A 16,004-nucleotide genomic window follows, 5' to 3' on the forward strand; every position below is an offset into this window, starting at 1 on the left:
ATTGCTAACGAGAAGGGGGACGAATACTCCGCATCCTTCGGCTGCGGAGCAAGCGAGACGGCGTGTCAGCGCCGAGCGGCTTCAGTGGCTTGAGTCCCACCTTCCCGAGCGCGATCGTCAGGTGCTCGAACACGTCGCCGCCCACCGCTACCTCACGACGCGGCAGCTCGAAGCGCTCGTCTTCACGGGGCACACGAGCGAGGACTCGGCCGCCCGCACCGCGCGGCGGGTCCTCGCCCGGCTCGGGCGCTCCGGGCTCCTCGCGAGTCTCGAGCGTCGCGTCGGCGGGGTTCGTGCTGGTAGCAGCGCCAACGTCTGGCAACTCACGAGCGCCAGCGCCCGGCTGCTCCGATCGGACGGCCTGAACTTCCGCCGGATCGCACCATCGCCGCGCTTTCTGCGCCACTGCCTCGCGGTCGGAGACGTGCACGTCGTGCTCCGCTCGCTCGCAACCGAGACCCGGCGGGTCAGGGTTGCGGTGGAACCTGAGTCATGGCGGACCTTCCTCGGCCCCGGCGGGGAGCGCCGGACGCTTGAGCCCGACCTCGCTGCGCTCATCGAGACACCCGCGTACGAGGAGCGGTGGTTCCTCGAGGTCGACCTCGGGACGGAGAGCCTACCGACCCTGCTGCGCAAGTGCGACGTGTACGAGGCGTACCGCGCGACCGGTGCTGAACAGGAGGCCCACGGGAGCTTCCCGCTCGTCTGGTGGATTCTCACCGATTCGACGCGTGCCGCGCGTCTGCGTGACGCCGTGCGCCGGGCGCCTCGCCTGACGCCCGGCCTCTTCGTCATCGTGACGGTGAACGCGCTCACCGGCGCCCTCGTCGAGGCGACCGCATGAACGCCCTCCCCCGCAACACGATCCTCGAAGGGGACGCCCTGACGACGCTCGCGCATCTGCCCGATGAGTCGATCGATCAGATCATCACGAGCCCGCCCTACTTCCGCCTCCGTGACTATGGCGTCGCCGGTCAGCTCGGGCTTGAGACGAGCGTCGATGGCTGGGTGAGCGACCTCCGTGCCGTCCTCGCTCAGTGTGCCCGGGTCCTCGTCCCGACGGGCACGCTCTGGCTCAACCTCGGCGACACCTACAGCACGAAGCCAGCCGACGGTGGGCCCCGCAAGAGCCTGCTGCTCGGTCCCGAGCGACTGGCACTCGCACTCCTCACGAGCGGCTGGACGATCCGCAACAAGATCATCTGGGCGAAGACGAACACCGTGCCGACGAGCGTGCGTGACCGGCTCGCGACGAAGCACGAGATGATCTACCTCCTCACGCGCTCTCCGCGCTACTTCTTCGCCCTCAATGAGATCCGCGAACCGCACACCTCACGCCCGCCGAAGCCTCGCGAGACCCCGGCGCCGAGCGAGTCAACCCCGGCTTGGCTCGGCCCGAACTCGGACGGCGGAAAGGGCCTCGCCCTCCTCAAGAGTCGGGGGCTGATCGGGCACCCGCTCGGCAAGAACCCCGGCGACGTCTGGAGTCTCGCCGTCAGCAACTTCCGCGGCGAGCACTTCGCGACCTTCCCCGAGGCGCTCGTGGAGCGGATGCTGCGGGCCGGCTGCCCACGGTGGCGCTGCACACGCTGTCACCGCCCTTGGCGGGCTCCCCCGAGCCGGACAACCGTCGGGGAGCCGCTGCCCACCTGCGACCACGACGCGCCCCGTGAGCCGGGCCTCGTCCTCGACCCATTCATGGGCGCCGGTACGACCGCCCTCGTCGCGCGCCGCCTCGGCCGTGACTATCTCGGCATCGAGCTCAACCCAGCCTTCCGCCAGCTCGCGCTCGACCGCCTCGACGCCGCCTAAGCCAATGACTTCCTCGGGAGCCTGCGGTGGCCTCATGGAGCATCCAGCCGGACGCTCGGCCCCCGCACCACCCCGAGGAGGTGGGCTGGTAGCGCCAGCAGAAGCACCCTCAGAGAGGAGACGAACCCAGATGAAGACCCTCGCCATTCGCTTGGAAGAGGAGACGCACGCTCGCCTGAGCATCCTGTCGAAGCTCAGCGGCCTGTCGGTGACGGACACGATCCGCGCCGCCATCGACGAGTACCTGAGCACGCTCGCGGCACAGCCCGACATCGCCGTTAAGGCCCAGGCCCTGACGGTCGAGATCGAGCGTGAGGCGGCCGAGCAGCGCAGCGCCATCGAGGCTCTGCTGAGCGCCGGGCCCACCCCGACGCGGCGCAGTAGCAAGGGCTAGAGCGGTTCGCCCTACCGGCGAGGATCAGCGGCTCCAACCGCTGATCCTCGCTCCCTTTTCCACTTTCCGATTCTGTTGTGAAATTGTCCTAATTCGATGTATTTCCGCATCGACCGGAATAGAATAGAAAGTGATCGATCAAAGAATAAGGAGCACGTTATCTACTATGCAGTCTAATTCCACACCAACCCTTGCGGGTGTTATCCGCGAGGCCCGTCAGCAGCGAGGCATCTCGACCAGAGGGCTCAGTGAGAAGGTCGGCCTCGACCAGTCGGGCATTGTGCGTCTCGAAGCCGGCAGCATCAGCTCACCGAAGCCCGCTGTCCTCAGCGCCATCGCCGAGACGCTCGATCTCGACCTGGCCGACCTCTACGCCCTCGCGGGCTATACACGCCCGAGCGACCTGCCGGCGTTCACCCCCTACCTCCGAAGCAAGTTCGCCGACATGCCCGCCGCGGCGCAAGCCGAGCTTGAGGCCTCGTTCCGCACGATTGCCGACAAGTACGGATTCGACCCCGATGGCCCGCTCAACGGCGAAGACGAACACTAATCAGCCCCACACGAAAGGAGGCGCCCCCATGAATTCACCATCATCATCACTTCTCGGTCGCCTCCGCTCGCTCACCCCGGCGCGGGGCAACCTGACCTTCGACGAAGCCCTCCGGATCGCGGAACTACAGGCGGCGCACCTCGTCGCCACCCTCTCCGGCTGCAACGAGCTGCACGAGGTCAGCATCGGCAGCATCCCCCGCATACAGGTCGTCCACGAACCACTCAGCGTCTCCGGCATGAGCCACTGGACCGGCGCGACCTGGCTCATCGTCATCAACGCGCACGACAGCCGCGCTCGTCAGCGCTTCACCCTGCTGCACGAGTTCAAGCACATCGTCGACCACGGCCGAGCCGCCCAGCTCTACCGCACCACACTGCGGGCAAGCGCCGCCCTGCAGGCCGAGCGCGCCGCCGACTATTTCGCGGGCTGCGCCCTCGTTCCGAAGCGCGACCTGAAGGCACTCTGGGGCGCTGGGGTGCAACGCGTCACTGATCTCGCCCACCACTTCGGCGTCAGCGTTGACGCCATCGTCGTCCGGCTCGCACAGACGAAGCTCAACAGCACGGACGGACTCCCGACCGCTCGCTGTGCGCGCCCGATCTCATCTCCGCTGGATGGCCCCCAACACTTCCGTATCGTCGAAACCCCGAGGAGCTGCTCATGAACCCGTCACCGGCCACTGCTTCACCCTTCGTCAGCAAACCGCTGGCGGTGATGTACCTGCGCGTGAGTACGAAGGATCAGGCTGCCCGCGGCGGCGAGGCCGAAGGCTTCTCGATCCCCGCTCAACGTGAAGCCTGCATGCGCAAAGCCGAGGCGCTCGGCGTGCAGCTCGTCGACGAGTTCGTCGACGCCGGCGAGAGTGCCCGCTCCGCTAACCGGCCCGAACTCAAGCGCATGCTCGCCTACGTCGACACACACCGCGTGAGCACGGTCATCGTGCACAAGGTCGACCGGCTCGCCCGCAACCGCGCCGACGACGTCGAGATCAACCTCGCCCTGAGCAAGGCAGGTGCGCAGCTCGTGAGCTGCACCGAGAACATCGACGAGACGCCGAGCGGCATGCTGCTGCACGGCATCATGAGTTCGATCGCCGAGTTCTACAGCCGCAACCTCGCCACCGAGTCCCGCAAGGGCATGCTGCAGAAGGCGAAGGGCGGCGGCACCGTGAACGCCGCTCCCTTCGGCTACATCAACACCCACATCAGGTCGCCGGAGGGCCGCGATGTGCGCACCGTCGAGGTCGATGCCGAGCGCGCTCAATGGGTCCCCTGGATCTTCGAGCGTTACGCCGAAGGTGACTGGACCGCGAGCCTCATCCGCGACGAACTGAACAAGTTCGGCGTCACGACCCTGCCGCGACCGAGTCGGCCGCGCGCGCCGATCTCCAGCTCGCAGGTCAACGTTATCCTCAAGAACCGCTACTACGTCGGCATCGTCAAGTTCGAGGGCGTCGAGTACCCGGGCAACCACCCGGCGCTCATCAGCGAGGCGCTCTTCGCCCGGGCACAACAAGTCCGCACCGCTCGTATCCAGAGCCGCGAGAAGCCCTGGCGACACACGCACTACCTCAAGGGGTCGCTGTACTGCGGGCAGTGCGGCGAGCCGCTGACCTTCGAGCAGAGTCGCAACCGCGTCGGCAACCTCTACGACTACTTCTACTGCCTCGGCCGTCAGCGTAAGAAAAACGGGTGCACCTTCCGCGCCGTGCAAGCGCACATCGTCGAGCAGCTCGTTGAGGACTATTGGTCGACGGTGACCCTCGCCGAGTCACGCGTCGCCAAGATCCGTCGGCTCGTGCTCGCACACATCGACACGCTCATGCCCAGTCAGCAGAGTGCCCGGGACGACGCCGAGCGCCAACTCGCTGAGCTCGCGGGCCAGCTCGACCGGCTGATGCAGGCCTACTACGCCGATGCGGTGCCGCTTGAGCGGATGAAAGAGGAACAGGCACGGATTGCAGCCGCCAAGGGCGGGGCCGAGGCGATCATCGAGAAGCATGCGTCCGACCAGTCGCTCGTGCTCGAGAAGCTCGAGCACCTCTCCACCCTGCTCGCCGACGCTCAGCGCTACTACACGAACGCGTCGGAGATCGACCGCCGCGACCTCAACCAGAGCGTCTTCGACCGGCTCTACATCCAGGACGACGAGGTCGTCGGGAGCGACATCGCGGACCCCTACCGCCGCCTCCTCTCGGAGTCGCTGGAACTCGATCTCGCACGCGATCGGAAACGGGTCCTCAGTGGAAACGTTCGAACCAAGGACCTTCAGAAAGGACAGGGGTGGACGCCGATCCCTACAGAGGTGGACCCAACGACCGGCCAGACGACGGTCCGGAACGCGTCCGTCGCCCGTCTGAGCGACTTTCTGACCGTGGAGCGCCCTAGTGGTCACTTCCCCTGGGAACGAAAGAACCTCGGCCCTGTAAAGGACCGAGGTTCTAACGATTACTTCTTGGTTGCGGGGGCAGGATTTGAACCTACGACCTCTGGGTTATGAGCCCAGCGAGCTACCGAACTGCTCCACCCCGCGGCACGGTTCAGAAGCCTAACACGGCCCGGACGAGGACGCGAATCGGGGCCGCTCGCACGAGCGAGCGGCCCCGATCCGGCTCACTTGGAGGAGGAACTCGACGAGCTGCTCGACCCCGTGGTCGCACCGTTCGACTCGGCCTGGAGCGCGTCCTGCACCGCCTGCTGCAGTCGCTTGTCGGCCTCGGCCGCCGCCACCAGGTCGTTGTCGGCGTAGGCCTGCTGACGGTCCTGGAGCGCTTGGCTCGCGTCCTGGAGCGCCTGCTGGAGGGCGGCGTTCGCGCTGACCGATCCCGCGCCGCTCGATCCACCGGAACCGCTCGCGCCCGAGTCGGAACCCGTGTCGCTCGAGCCGGATCCGCTGGATCCGCTGGTACCCGAACCGGTGCCGCTCGAACCCGTCGACGCGCCCTGGTCACCCGCCGCGGCACCGGAGTTCCCACCGAACAGCGAGTTGAGCGCGTCGTTGAGGGTGTCCTCGAACGCGATCTTGTCCCCGAAGGCGACGAGGACCTTCTGCAGTAGTGGGTACGACGTGTTCGAGGTCGACTGCACGTACACCGGCTGGACGTACAGGAACCCCCCGCCGATCGGCAGCGTCAGCAGGTTGCCGCGCTTGATCGTCGTGTCACCCCGCTTCAGGATGTTCAGCTCGGTGGAGACGTCGGTGTCCGCGTTGAACGACGACTGGACCTGACCCGGACCGGGCACGCTGTCGGTCTTCGGGATCGTCAGGAGCGACAGACGCCCGTACGCCTTCGAGCGCTTGCCCTTGCCGCGGCCGCCGGCGTCCGAGTCGACCGACAGGTACCCCGTCAGCACGTTCCGCGCGTTCGACCCCGACTGCTGCGGGATGTAGGTCGAGTAGAGCGTGTAGGCCGTCTGCTCCCCCGGGACCTTCATCGTGAGGTAGTACGGGTCCTGCAGGTCGGCGCTCGAGGTCGTCGTGGTGGTGCCGAGTGCGCTGGTGACCCTCGACGTGGACGAACTCGACGAGCTCGACGACGGGTCCTGCGGCGTCACCCAGGCGTCGTCGCCGGAGTAGAACGAGTTCGCGTTCGTGACGTGGTAGGTCCCGAGGATGGTCCGCTGCACCTTGAACAGGTCGGTCGGGTACCGCACGTGGTCGAGCAGCTCGGCACTCATCGACGACATCGGTTGGACGGTCGCGGGGAAGATCTTCTTCCACGTCGTCAGCAGCGGGTCCTTCGCGTCCCAGGAGTACAGGGTGACCTTGCCCGTGTAGGCGTCCACCGTCGCCTTGACCGAGTTCCGGATGTAGTTCACCTGGTCGGTGTTGTACCCGGACGAGGTGGTGCCGTTGATGCTGTCCGACAGGCTCGCGCTCTGGGAGTACGGGTACGCGTCGGTCGTCGTGTAGCCGTCGACGATCCAGACGATCCGGTGGTTGACGATCGCCGGGTAGACGTCCTTGTCGAGCGTCAGGTACGGCGCGACCTTCTGCACCCGCTGGAGCGGATCGCGGTCGTACAGGATCTGCGAATCCGCGTTCACCGCGTTCGACAGCAGGATCTGCTCCGACCCGAACTTGGCCGCGTAGACGAGACGGTTGAACACGTTGCCGATGCTCGGTCCGCCGTTCGCCTGGTACGTGGTCGTCGCGTTGCTCGCCGCAGCGTCCTCGGCGCCCGAGGGGTAGTCGAGCTCGATCTTCTTCGTCCCCTTGGGCGCCCCGACGATCGAGTACGCGGGCGAGCTCTCGCCGAAGTACACGCGCGGCTGGTAGTCCCCGAGGTCGCCCGTCGAGGGGATGCCGGACTCGAGGAACACGGGCTTGCCGTCGCTCGTGCGCTGGTTGCCGTACGCGGCGACGACCCCGTACCCGTGTGTGTACACGAACGTGCGGTTGTACTGCGTCGCCGAGGAGCCGAGGCCGTCCACATCGATGTCGCGCACGGCGATCACGGTGTCCTCGGAGGTGCCGTCGATGTCGTAGCGGTCGACGTCGAGGGTGGAGGGGAACTTGTAGTACTGGCGGTACTGCTGCAGCTGGCTGAACGACTCCGACACGATCGACGGGTCGATGATGCGGATGTTCGCCGTGGTCTGCGCGTCCGACGCGAGCGCTCCGGTCTGCGTGTCGGTCCTGGCGTCGTACGAACGCTCCTTCACTCCCGCGACGTCGTACGCGGACCGGGTCGCGTCGATGTTGCGCTGGATGAACGCCGACTCGTAGCTGCGCTCGCTCGGTGCCACCTGCAGGCGCTGGACGACCCAGGGGTAGATCCCGCCGACGACGATGGCCGACACGAGCAGCAGCGCGGTGCCCACGACCGAGATCCGCCACCGGCCGATGACCGCTGTCACGACGAACAGGAGCGCGACGACGGCGGCGATGCCCGCGAGGATCTCGCGCCCGGGGATGGTCGCGTTGACCTCGGTGTACTGCGCACCCGTGATGAGCGAGTTGTCCTTCGAGAGGGTCGCGTACTGGTCGAGCCAGAGGCTGACGGCCTGCAGGGCCACGTACAGGGCCGCGGTGACGGCCAACTGGACCCGAGCGGTCCGCGAGATCCGGACCTCCCGGCTGCCGAAGCGGAGCGCGCCGTACAGGTAGCTGGCGGCGACGGCGGCGAGTCCGGCGATGAGCACGACAGCGGAGGCGAAGGCGACGAGCGCACGCCAGAACGGCAGGTCGAACACGTAGAACGCGATGTCGAGGTGGAACTGCGGGTCGACGCGGCCGAACGGCGTGCGGTTGAAGTAGGCGAGCACGAGGCTCCAGCGCGGCGCGGTCGCGAGGCCGGCGAACAGTCCGAGGACCGACGGCACGCCGAACATGACGGCGCGGCGGAGCGGTTCGATGACCTGCTGGTAGCGGTCGAGTTGGGCGTTGAGCTTGGCGTAGACCGGCCGGAACCGGTAGGCGACGGCGATGCTGACGTACACCGGCACCGCCATGCCGAGGAAACCGGCGAAGAACATCGCGGTGCCGGCGAGCCACCGGGTGGTGAGGACGCGTTGGAACCCGAGCTGCGCGAACCAGAGGTAGTCGGTGTACAGGCTCGCGAAGACGAAGAACGCGATCACCAGCGCCGCCAGCACGATGATCGTGACGACGATCGGGATCCGCGGCGAGCGCCGCCGGACAGCGGACGATGTGTTCGTCACCAGGTGAGCTCCAGACGTGTCGACACGACGGCGTCGCAGCCGTCGGGACCCTGATCCTATGGGTTCGGGCTGACGATCACGCTGGGCGGAGCGCAGGCTGTGGAGCGTCGGTGGAACCGCCCGGAGCCGCCCCGGCGTGCCATGGACGGCGGCAGACCCCGGTCAGGATCCGCAGCGCGCCAGGTGGGCGGTGCTCGCGCCGCTCCGGACGACGGACAGGTCGTGCACGGCCTGCCGGAGCGTCGACACCGCGTAGACGTCGAGCCCGTCGGGGACGTGTCCGGCGACCTCGTCGCAGTTGCTCTCCGGGGCCAGGAACACCGTCGCGCCCGCCGAGCGCGCACCGTAGAGCTTCTGCCGGATCCCGCCGATGGCACCGACGTCGCCGTCGACGTCGATCGTGCCCGTCCCGGCCACGTGGGCTCCGCCGTTGAGGTGCCCGGGCGTCAGCTTGTCGATGGTCCCGAGCGCGAACATCATGCCGGCGCTCGGGCCACCGACGTCCTGCAGGCGGATCTTCACCGAGAACGGGAAGTCGTAGTGCTGGCTGACGCCGATGCCCAGGAGCACCGCACCGTCGGAGGCCTTCGGTGTGATCGAGACGGTCCGGGTGGCGCCGTCGCGACGGACCACGAGGGTGGCGGCCGTCCCGGCGCCGTTCGCGGTCACGCGCGCGCGGAGGGTGCTGGCGTCGCTGTCGTGCGTCAACGACCTCCCGTTGATCGACTCGATGACGTCGCCCTCGCGCAGGACGCCGTCGGCCGCCGACCGGGGTTCGACCGCCGAGACGGTGAGCGTGGAGCCGACCGTGAACCCCTGGTGGACGAGGGCCGCCGCGACCGCCGCCTGCTGGGAGTCCGCCATGTCAGCGGCGTCCTGCTGGTTCACCTGCTCGGTCGTCTCGCCGGTCGGGTAGATCGCCTCGGCGGGGACGACGGCCTCGGACTTCGTGAACAGCGCACGGATGACGCTGAGCCACGACGGGCGTTCGGTCTGGGTGCCCTCGACGCTCACGGTGAGCATGTCGAGCGCGCCCGCCGTGGGGTAGGTCGGGTGTCCCGACACCTGGATGAGCTGCACCCGCTTCGGCTTCGCCGCGGTGCCCTGCTGTTGCGTGCCGATGGTGTTGAACACCGGGCCCGGCAGTTCGATGACGTACGGGCTCGGCAGCACGGTGGCGAGGAGGGCGAGGACGACCGCGGCGACGACGAGCACCCAGCCGACGGTGCGAGCGCGGGAACGCGGGCGGGCAGGAGCCGGGGCGAAGAGGGTCAACGAGGTCCTTCCGACGGGCCGGTGCTCCGCGCGTCCCGGTCACGGGAGCGCGTGTTCGCCCACGGCGCAGCGCGAACGGGCGTCCGAGGGGCACGTCCCAGGTCCGGGTGCAGGGCAGCGGTTAGCGTAGTGCGCATGGCTGATGATCCGCAGCGGCAACCGGACGACGAGTTCCAGGAGATGCTGCGCCGCCTCCTCTCCGGCGGTGCCGACATCGATCCGTCCCAGCTCGCGGGCGCCGCGGGGCTCCCGAACGACCCGGCCTTCGTCGCCCGGCTGATGGGGCAGTTGCAGGACGCCGTCCGGGGCGGCGGCGACGGCATCGACTTCTCGGCTGCCACGGAGCGCGCGGTCGCGATCGCTCGCGAGGGCGGCCAGGGCGTCGACCCGGCGACGAGCGCCGCGTTGACGCAGGCGTTCCAGGTCGCCGCACTGTGGCTGGACGACGTCACCTCGGTCGCCGAGCTCACCGCGGCGCCGCGCCTCATGACGCGCGAGCAGTGGGCGTCCGCGACGATGCCGGTCTGGAGCCAGATCGCCGAGCCCGTCGCGACGAGCATCGCCGACGCCCTCACCGAGGTCATCGACCAGCAGGCGCCCGAGGAGCTCCGGAGCATGCTCAGCGGTGCCGGTCGCATCATGCGGAGCGTCGGCGGCGCCCTGTTCGCGGTGCAGCTCGGACAGGTCGTCGGGCAGCTCGCGACCGAGGTCGTGTCCGGCGGCGACGTCGGGGTCCCGCTCCTCGACGACCAGCAGGCCGCCCTGGTGCCGCAGAACGTCGCCGCCTTCGCCGAGGGCCTCGACGTCCCCGTCGACGAGGTCCGGATCTACCTGGCGGTCCGCGAGCTCGCGCACGCGCGCCTGTTCCGCTCGGCGCGGTGGCTGCGCCTCCACCTCATCTCCTCGATCACCGAGTTCGCACGTGGCATCCACGTCGACACCTCCGCGATCGAGGAACTCGCGAGCGGCTTCGACCCCTCGAACGCCGAGGAGCTGCGCGACGCCCTGTCGAGCGGCGCCCTCATCCCCCCGCGGACGCCCGAGCAGGACCAGGCGCTCGCGCGACTCGAGACCATGCTCGCGCTGATCGAAGGCTGGGTCGACGTCGTCACCGCGGCGGCGACCACGCGCCTGCCCCGGTCGGCCGCCATCGCCGAGATGGTGCGTCGACGTCGCGCCGCGGGCGGTCCCGCGGAGTCCGCGTTCGCCACGCTGGTCGGTCTCGAACTCCGGCCGCGGCGGCTACGCGAGGCCGCGGCGATGTGGCAGCGGGTCGTCGACGAGCTGGGCCCGGAGCAGCGCGACGCGCTCTGGTCGCACCCGGACCTCGTCCCGACGTCCGCGGACATCGACGACCCCGACGCGCTCGTCGCGCGGCTGCGGGACCCGGGCACGGCCTCCGACGACATCGACCGCGCGCTCGAGGACCTGCTCAACGACACGACGGACGACCGTCCGCACGAGTCGCCGGACGGCACGGCGCGCGACGACGACTAGCGCTCGTCCACAGGTCCCGGTTCTCCACAACTGACGGGAGGTCCGGGAACCGTCCGCCCCGGACCGGCGAGACTGCCGGACATGGGCATCCGCATCGATCCGTCGCTCGAGTTCGTCTGGCGCGACCTGCACACGGTGCAGATCGGGGTGGATCCGCCACGGGCTGTGGTCCCCGTCGCCTCCGTGGCGGAGGAGCGCTTCCTGACGTCCCTCCGGCGTGAGACGAGCCGTGAGGCCCTTCCCGCTCTCGCCGCCCAGGCCCGGTGCGGCCCGGCCGCGGCGGCCGGCGTGCTCGCGGCGGTCGCGCCCGTACTGGTCGACCGGCCGGTCGCACGCCGACGGTGCGTCGAACTCCACGGATCCGGGCCGGTCGTCGACCTGTTGCAGGGGCACCTGCGCGGCGAGGGCGTGACGGTGGCCCAGCCCGATCCTCCAGCGGGGGAACCGCGTGGACCGGCGACCCCGGAGGCCGACCTGGCTCTGGCGGTCGCGGACCACGTCCTCGATCCCGCCCTGCGGTCGGCGTGGCTGCTCCGCGACCTCCCGCAGCTCACCGTCGTCGTCGGCGACGGGCGCGTCCGGGTCGGCCCCGTCGTCGAGCCGGACCGCGGTCCGTGCCTGCACTGCGTCGAGCTCGCGCGGGTGGACGAGGACGATCACTGGCCCACGCTCGCGACACAACTGTGGGGGCGACGCGCCGCGCCGCTGTCACCCCACCGCGCGGCAGCGGTGGCCGCGATCGCGTGCCGCCTGGCGCTCGACCGGCTGGGCACCAGGACGGGCGCCGGACCGATCACGACCTCGGTCACCGACGGCGAGGGCGTCGGCGACGGCGACGGCGACGCGTCCGCTGACCGGGACGCCACCACCACCGGTCACGCGGCTGGCGTGCAGGTGTTCGTCGACCGCGAGACGCTCGCGGTCACGAGCCGGACGCTGCTGCCGCATCCACGGTGCGCGTGCCGAGCGCTGCCAGGAAACGACTCGGCTGACGGTCTCCTCCGCGCCCCGATCCCCGCCGCGCCCACGTGACCGTCAACGAGGCCCGCGCCCGCGTGACCCCGACGTAGAACAGGCGGCGCTCCTCGTCGACCTCGGCGTCCGTCGTCGCGTACGAGATCGGCAAGAGGCCCTCCGACGCCCCGACGATCGTCACGTGCGGCCACTCGAGCCCCTTCGCCGAGTGGAGGGTGGAGAGCGTGACGGCCTCGACCTCGGGTTCGTGATGGGTCGCCTCGCGGTCGACGAGGTCCGCCGCGAAGCGCTGGAGGGTGGTGCCGGGCGCGGCCTGCTCAGCGAGGCCCATGATCGCCTGGAGCGCCTCCCACCGGTCGCGCACCGCCCCCGCACCGGCGGCATCGGGCGGCGACGCGGCCCAGCCGAGGGACCGCAGGACGTCGGACACGGTCTTCGTCACCGGCTCGTCCGTGATGCTCATCGCCGCACCCCGGAGGAGCAGCACGGCCTGGCGCACCTCCGGCCGGTCGAAGAACCGTGGGCCGCCCTGCACGCGCGTCGGGACACCCGCGCGCCCGAGTGCCGCCTCGAGCGCCGCGGACTGCGCTCCGATGCGGAACAGCACGGCGCACTCCGACGGCCGCGCCCCGCCGGCGATGCGATCGGCGACGCGGCGGGCGACCTCGCGCGCCTCGGCCGCGTCGTCGGCGACCGGGACGACCTCCGGTGGGTGCCCCGGCTCGTCCGTGCGGGCCTCCAGGTCGAGCGCCCCCGGCTGCCCGCGCATGAGCGTGTTCGCGACGTGGACGACCTCGGTCGTCGACCGGTAGTTCCGCTCGAGGCGGACGACCGAGGCGCGGGGGAAGTCGGTGCCGAAACCGAGGAGGTACCGGCTCGACGCACCCGCGAACGAGTAGATCGTCTGCGAGGCGTCCCCGACGACGCACACGTCGTCGCGGTCACCGAGCCACGCTCGGAGCAGGTCGTGCTGCACCGGAGAGACGTCCTGGTACTCGTCGACGACGAAGAAGCGGTACTGCTGCCGGACGTACGACGCGACCCGCGGTTCCGACTCGACCATGCCGAGCGTCGCGAGCAGGACGTCCTCGAAGTCGAGCTGCCGACGATCGTCCTTGAGGTCCTCGTACGCACGCATGAGGTCGACGACCCGGCGCGGCGTCGTCCCGGTCGGGATCGCGCGATCGGCCGCGGCGGCCTCGTACTCCTCGAGCGTCAGGCGTTGCACCTTCCGCCACTCGACCTCGGCGGCCAGGTCGCGGAGGGCAGCGGTGTCCACACCCATGCCGATCGTGTCGGCCGCGTGCGCGATGAGGCGGCCCTTCGACTCGACGATGCGCGGCGCCGGACCCCCGATGGTGTCGGGCCAGAAGTAGCTCAGCTGGGACATGGCGGCCGCGTGGAAGGTGCGGGCCGCGACCTGACCGGCGCCGAGTGCTCGGAGGCGCGCGCGGAGCTCGCCGGCCGCGCGGGTCGTGAAGGTCAGCGCGAGCACGTGGCTCGGCGCGTACGTCCCCGTCGCCACGCCGTACGCGATGCGGTGTGTGATCGCACGGGTCTTGCCGGTCCCGGCACCCGCCAGGACGGCCACCGGTCCGAGCAGGCGCCGTGCGACGGTCCGTTGCTCCGGGTCGAGCGCCTCGAGCAGGCGTTCGGGGTCCATGGGCGATCTCCCCTCTCGTGCGGTTCGGTCCGGCTCGTCAGCGGGACACCAGGACGCCGGGACGCCGGGACGCCGGGCCGATCGACGTCAGGGGACGTCGAGTTCGGCTCCGTACCAGTCCTCGATGATGGCGCGAGCGATCGAGGTCCGACCGGGCAGGTGGACCGAGCGTCCGGCGACCGCCGCGAGGTCCGCACGCGAGAACCAGCGGACGTCCATGATCTCGACACCGTCGGGCCGGATCGTCGAGGCGTCCCCGCCCACGGCGCGAGCGCGGAACCCGAGCATGAGCGACGCGGGGAACGGCCACGGCTGGGATCCGAGGTAGACCGGGTCCTCAACGTGGACGCCCGACTCCTCGAAGACCTCGCGGCGCACGGCGTCCTCGAGGCTCTCGCCCGGTTCGACGAAGCCCGCGAGGAGCGAGTACCGGCCGGGCTCCCAGGCGGCGTTCGAGCCGAGCAGCAGGCGGTCCTCGCCGTCGGTGACCCCCACGATGATCGCCGGGTCCGTCCGGGGGAAGTGCTCATGGCCCGCCGGGTCGCGCCGCACCCACCCGCCACGCTCGGTCGTCGTGGCGCTGCCGGTCCTCGGCGAGAACCCGTGCACCGCGTGCCAGTTCGCCATGGCCACGGCCTCGACCGCGATGCCGGAGTCACGGGCCGAGAGCTCGGTGCCGAACATCCGGAGGTTCTCCCACGCCGTGTCGTCCGGCTCGATGGCGGCGGCAGTGGCGTCGTCGACGAAGGCCGCGACGAACCGGGTACCGCGCGGTGCGTCCGGGGCGTCCGCGAGCGCGCGCCCCAGGTACAGCAGCGTGGTGCCCTCGGGGATCGCGGCCGCGTCGACGAACCGCAGGACACCGTCCGGCTCCCGCAGCAACGCGGCGCGGCGGACGGGCAGGAACCGCGTCTCGCGGTCGGCTCGGAGCAGCCGCTCGAGGTCCGGTGTCTCCCGGTACTCGCCGTCGCGGTCGAGCTCGTTCCGGGCGAGCGGCAGACGATCGACGAACTCCTGCGACACGATGCGGTCCTCTCTGCGATGCGCCCGGGCGGACGCCGAGACGGTGGGACGCCAGGCGGGACCGCCGCTCGAGTGCGCGGCGATGATCGTCCGGGAGACAGCGTGGCGTCGGTTCGACACCAGGGCACCGACCTACCCTTGAGGACATGGCGGGTTCCCACTTCACTCTAGCGGCGTTGGCCACCACGGCCGTTCCGGGGCTCGTGGTCACCGGCACCCGGACGCTCGGTTCCGCGCAGGCCGGGGACTACGACTCGGCGGTCCTCCGTGACGCCGAGGGCGAGCAGCTCGTCATCCGACGTCCACGCAGCCAGCGAGCCGAGGGGCGCCAGTCGGCCGACCTCGTCGCCATCCGTGCGCTGAGCACCGGGATCCGGACGCGCCTCCCGTTCGCGGTGCCGGAGTACCGCGGACAGGCGCCCATCGGCCAGACCCGTGCGATCGTGACCACCTACGTGGACGGCACGCACGTCGACCTCGGTGCGCTCGTCGAGCGACCCGATCTCGCGACCGCGCTGGGCGGCGCGATCGCCGCGGTCCACGCGCTCCCCACGAGCTTCGTGACGGATGCGGGACTGCCGTCGCTGACACCGTTCGAGATCCTCCGCTCGGCGGTGTCGGTGATGGACCGGGCCGTCGCCACCGGGCTCGTGCCGGCGGCGCTCACGGAACGGTGGGAGGGCGCCGCGCGCGACCAACAGCTGTGGCAGTTCACCCCGACGGTGGTGCACGGCGGTCTCGCCGCGGATCGGGTGCTCGTCGTGGGCGACCACGTCAGCGGCGTCCTCGGCTGGGGCGAGCTGCGGCTGGGCGACCCGGCACGAGATCTCGCCTGGGTCCTCAGCGCACGGAACGCGTCCGCCTTCGAGACGGTCATGCACGCCTACACGGCCGGCGGCGGCGCCCGGGACCGGCAGGTGCCGCAACGGGCGCGGCTCTACCACGAGCTCGAGACCGCCCAGTGGCTCCTGCACGGCGTCCAGGTGAAGAGCACCGAGGTCGTGGACGACGCGGTCGCGATGATGCACCGCCTCGTCGACGTGGTGCACTCGCCCCTCGCCCAGCCGCTCCAGGCCGCGTCGCCGGACACGATGGAGATCACCGAGGTGGAGCAGCTGCTGTCGTCGACGGAGCGTCGGCACGCCTGAC

General features: G+C 70.1%; 13 protein-coding genes, 1 tRNA gene and 1 pseudogene. 9 read left to right on the forward strand and 6 right to left on the reverse strand.

Going from position 1 to position 16,004, the window contains the following annotated elements; all coding sequences use genetic code 11:
• Positions 1-121 precede the first annotated feature (121 nt).
• The 6 genes and pseudogenes from DEI82_RS08330 to DEI82_RS16670 all read left to right on the forward strand — a co-directional run.
• The gene (locus tag DEI82_RS08330; protein WP_181435153.1) at positions 122-844 is read left to right on the forward strand and encodes a replication-relaxation family protein; all 723 of its coding nucleotides are present in this window, start codon (positions 122-124) and stop codon (positions 842-844) included.
• A complete protein-coding gene (locus DEI82_RS08335) occupies positions 841-1,812 on the forward strand; it encodes a site-specific DNA-methyltransferase (RefSeq protein WP_111036479.1) in 972 nt (323 codons plus the stop codon). Before DEI82_RS08330 ends, DEI82_RS08335 begins: the two co-directional genes overlap by 4 nt.
• A 130-nt stretch (positions 1,813-1,942) precedes the next feature.
• The gene (locus tag DEI82_RS08340; protein ID WP_111036480.1) at positions 1,943-2,206 is read left to right on the forward strand and encodes a DNA-binding protein; all 264 of its coding nucleotides are present in this window, start codon (positions 1,943-1,945) and stop codon (positions 2,204-2,206) included.
• 166 nt (positions 2,207-2,372) lie between these two features.
• Positions 2,373-2,756, forward strand: a complete 384-nt coding sequence (locus DEI82_RS08345; protein ID WP_111036481.1) for a helix-turn-helix transcriptional regulator — start codon at positions 2,373-2,375, stop codon at positions 2,754-2,756.
• 28 nt (positions 2,757-2,784) lie between these two features.
• Entirely contained in the window at positions 2,785-3,423 is a 639-nt protein-coding gene (locus tag DEI82_RS08350) for an ImmA/IrrE family metallo-endopeptidase (RefSeq protein WP_181435154.1), read from the forward strand.
• A 50-nt stretch (positions 3,424-3,473) separates the two neighbouring features.
• Positions 3,474-4,448 (forward strand): annotated as a pseudogene (locus DEI82_RS16670) (recombinase family protein); the annotation flags it as partial.
• Between the two features lie 81 nt (positions 4,449-4,529).
• Here DEI82_RS16670 and DEI82_RS16510 read toward each other — a convergent pair.
• The 4 genes from DEI82_RS16510 to DEI82_RS08375 form a co-directional block, all read right to left on the reverse strand.
• Positions 4,530-5,153, reverse strand: a complete 624-nt coding sequence (locus tag DEI82_RS16510) for a hypothetical protein (protein ID WP_258372012.1) — start codon at positions 5,151-5,153, stop codon at positions 4,530-4,532.
• A gap of 61 nt (positions 5,154-5,214) precedes the next feature.
• Positions 5,215-5,291 (reverse strand) — tRNA-Met (locus DEI82_RS08365).
• 80 nt (positions 5,292-5,371) lie between these two features.
• Entirely contained in the window at positions 5,372-8,422 is a 3,051-nt protein-coding gene (locus DEI82_RS08370; protein ID WP_181435155.1) for a UPF0182 family protein, read from the reverse strand.
• Between the two features lie 162 nt (positions 8,423-8,584).
• The gene (locus DEI82_RS08375; protein ID WP_111036483.1) at positions 8,585-9,697 is read right to left on the reverse strand and encodes a PDZ domain-containing protein; all 1,113 of its coding nucleotides are present in this window, start codon (positions 9,695-9,697) and stop codon (positions 8,585-8,587) included.
• A 135-nt stretch (positions 9,698-9,832) separates the two neighbouring features.
• Here DEI82_RS08375 and DEI82_RS08380 point away from each other — a divergent pair, with 135 nt between their 5' ends.
• Entirely contained in the window at positions 9,833-11,194 is a 1,362-nt protein-coding gene (locus DEI82_RS08380) for a zinc-dependent metalloprotease (RefSeq protein ID WP_111036484.1), read from the forward strand.
• Between the two features lie 81 nt (positions 11,195-11,275).
• Positions 11,276-12,226 carry a hypothetical protein gene (locus DEI82_RS16215; protein ID WP_181435156.1) on the forward strand — a complete coding sequence of 317 codons (951 nt, stop codon included), beginning with the start codon at positions 11,276-11,278 and terminating at the stop codon, positions 12,224-12,226.
• Here DEI82_RS16215 and DEI82_RS08390 read toward each other — a convergent pair.
• Both DEI82_RS08390 and nudC read right to left on the reverse strand, forming a co-directional pair.
• Positions 12,117-13,832, reverse strand: coding sequence for an ATP-dependent helicase (locus DEI82_RS08390; RefSeq protein WP_111013632.1), 1,716 nt, complete (start codon positions 13,830-13,832; stop codon positions 12,117-12,119). The genes DEI82_RS16215 and DEI82_RS08390 overlap by 110 nt on opposite strands.
• Positions 13,833-13,919: 87 nt before the next feature.
• Complete coding sequence (gene nudC, locus DEI82_RS08395; protein WP_111036546.1) at positions 13,920-14,855, reverse strand: NAD(+) diphosphatase; 936 nt, start codon at positions 14,853-14,855, stop codon at positions 13,920-13,922.
• Between the two features lie 146 nt (positions 14,856-15,001).
• Between nudC and DEI82_RS08400 the strand changes: the two genes are divergently transcribed.
• Positions 15,002-16,003: a phosphotransferase gene (locus DEI82_RS08400; RefSeq protein WP_111010838.1), complete on the forward strand. Its 1,002-nt coding sequence runs from the start codon at positions 15,002-15,004 to the stop codon at positions 16,001-16,003.
• Position 16,004: the final 1 nt, after the last annotated feature.

Source organism: Curtobacterium sp. MCBD17_019 (assembly GCF_003234555.1).
In the GTDB taxonomy this organism is placed as follows: Bacteria; Actinomycetota; Actinomycetes; order Actinomycetales; family Microbacteriaceae; genus Curtobacterium.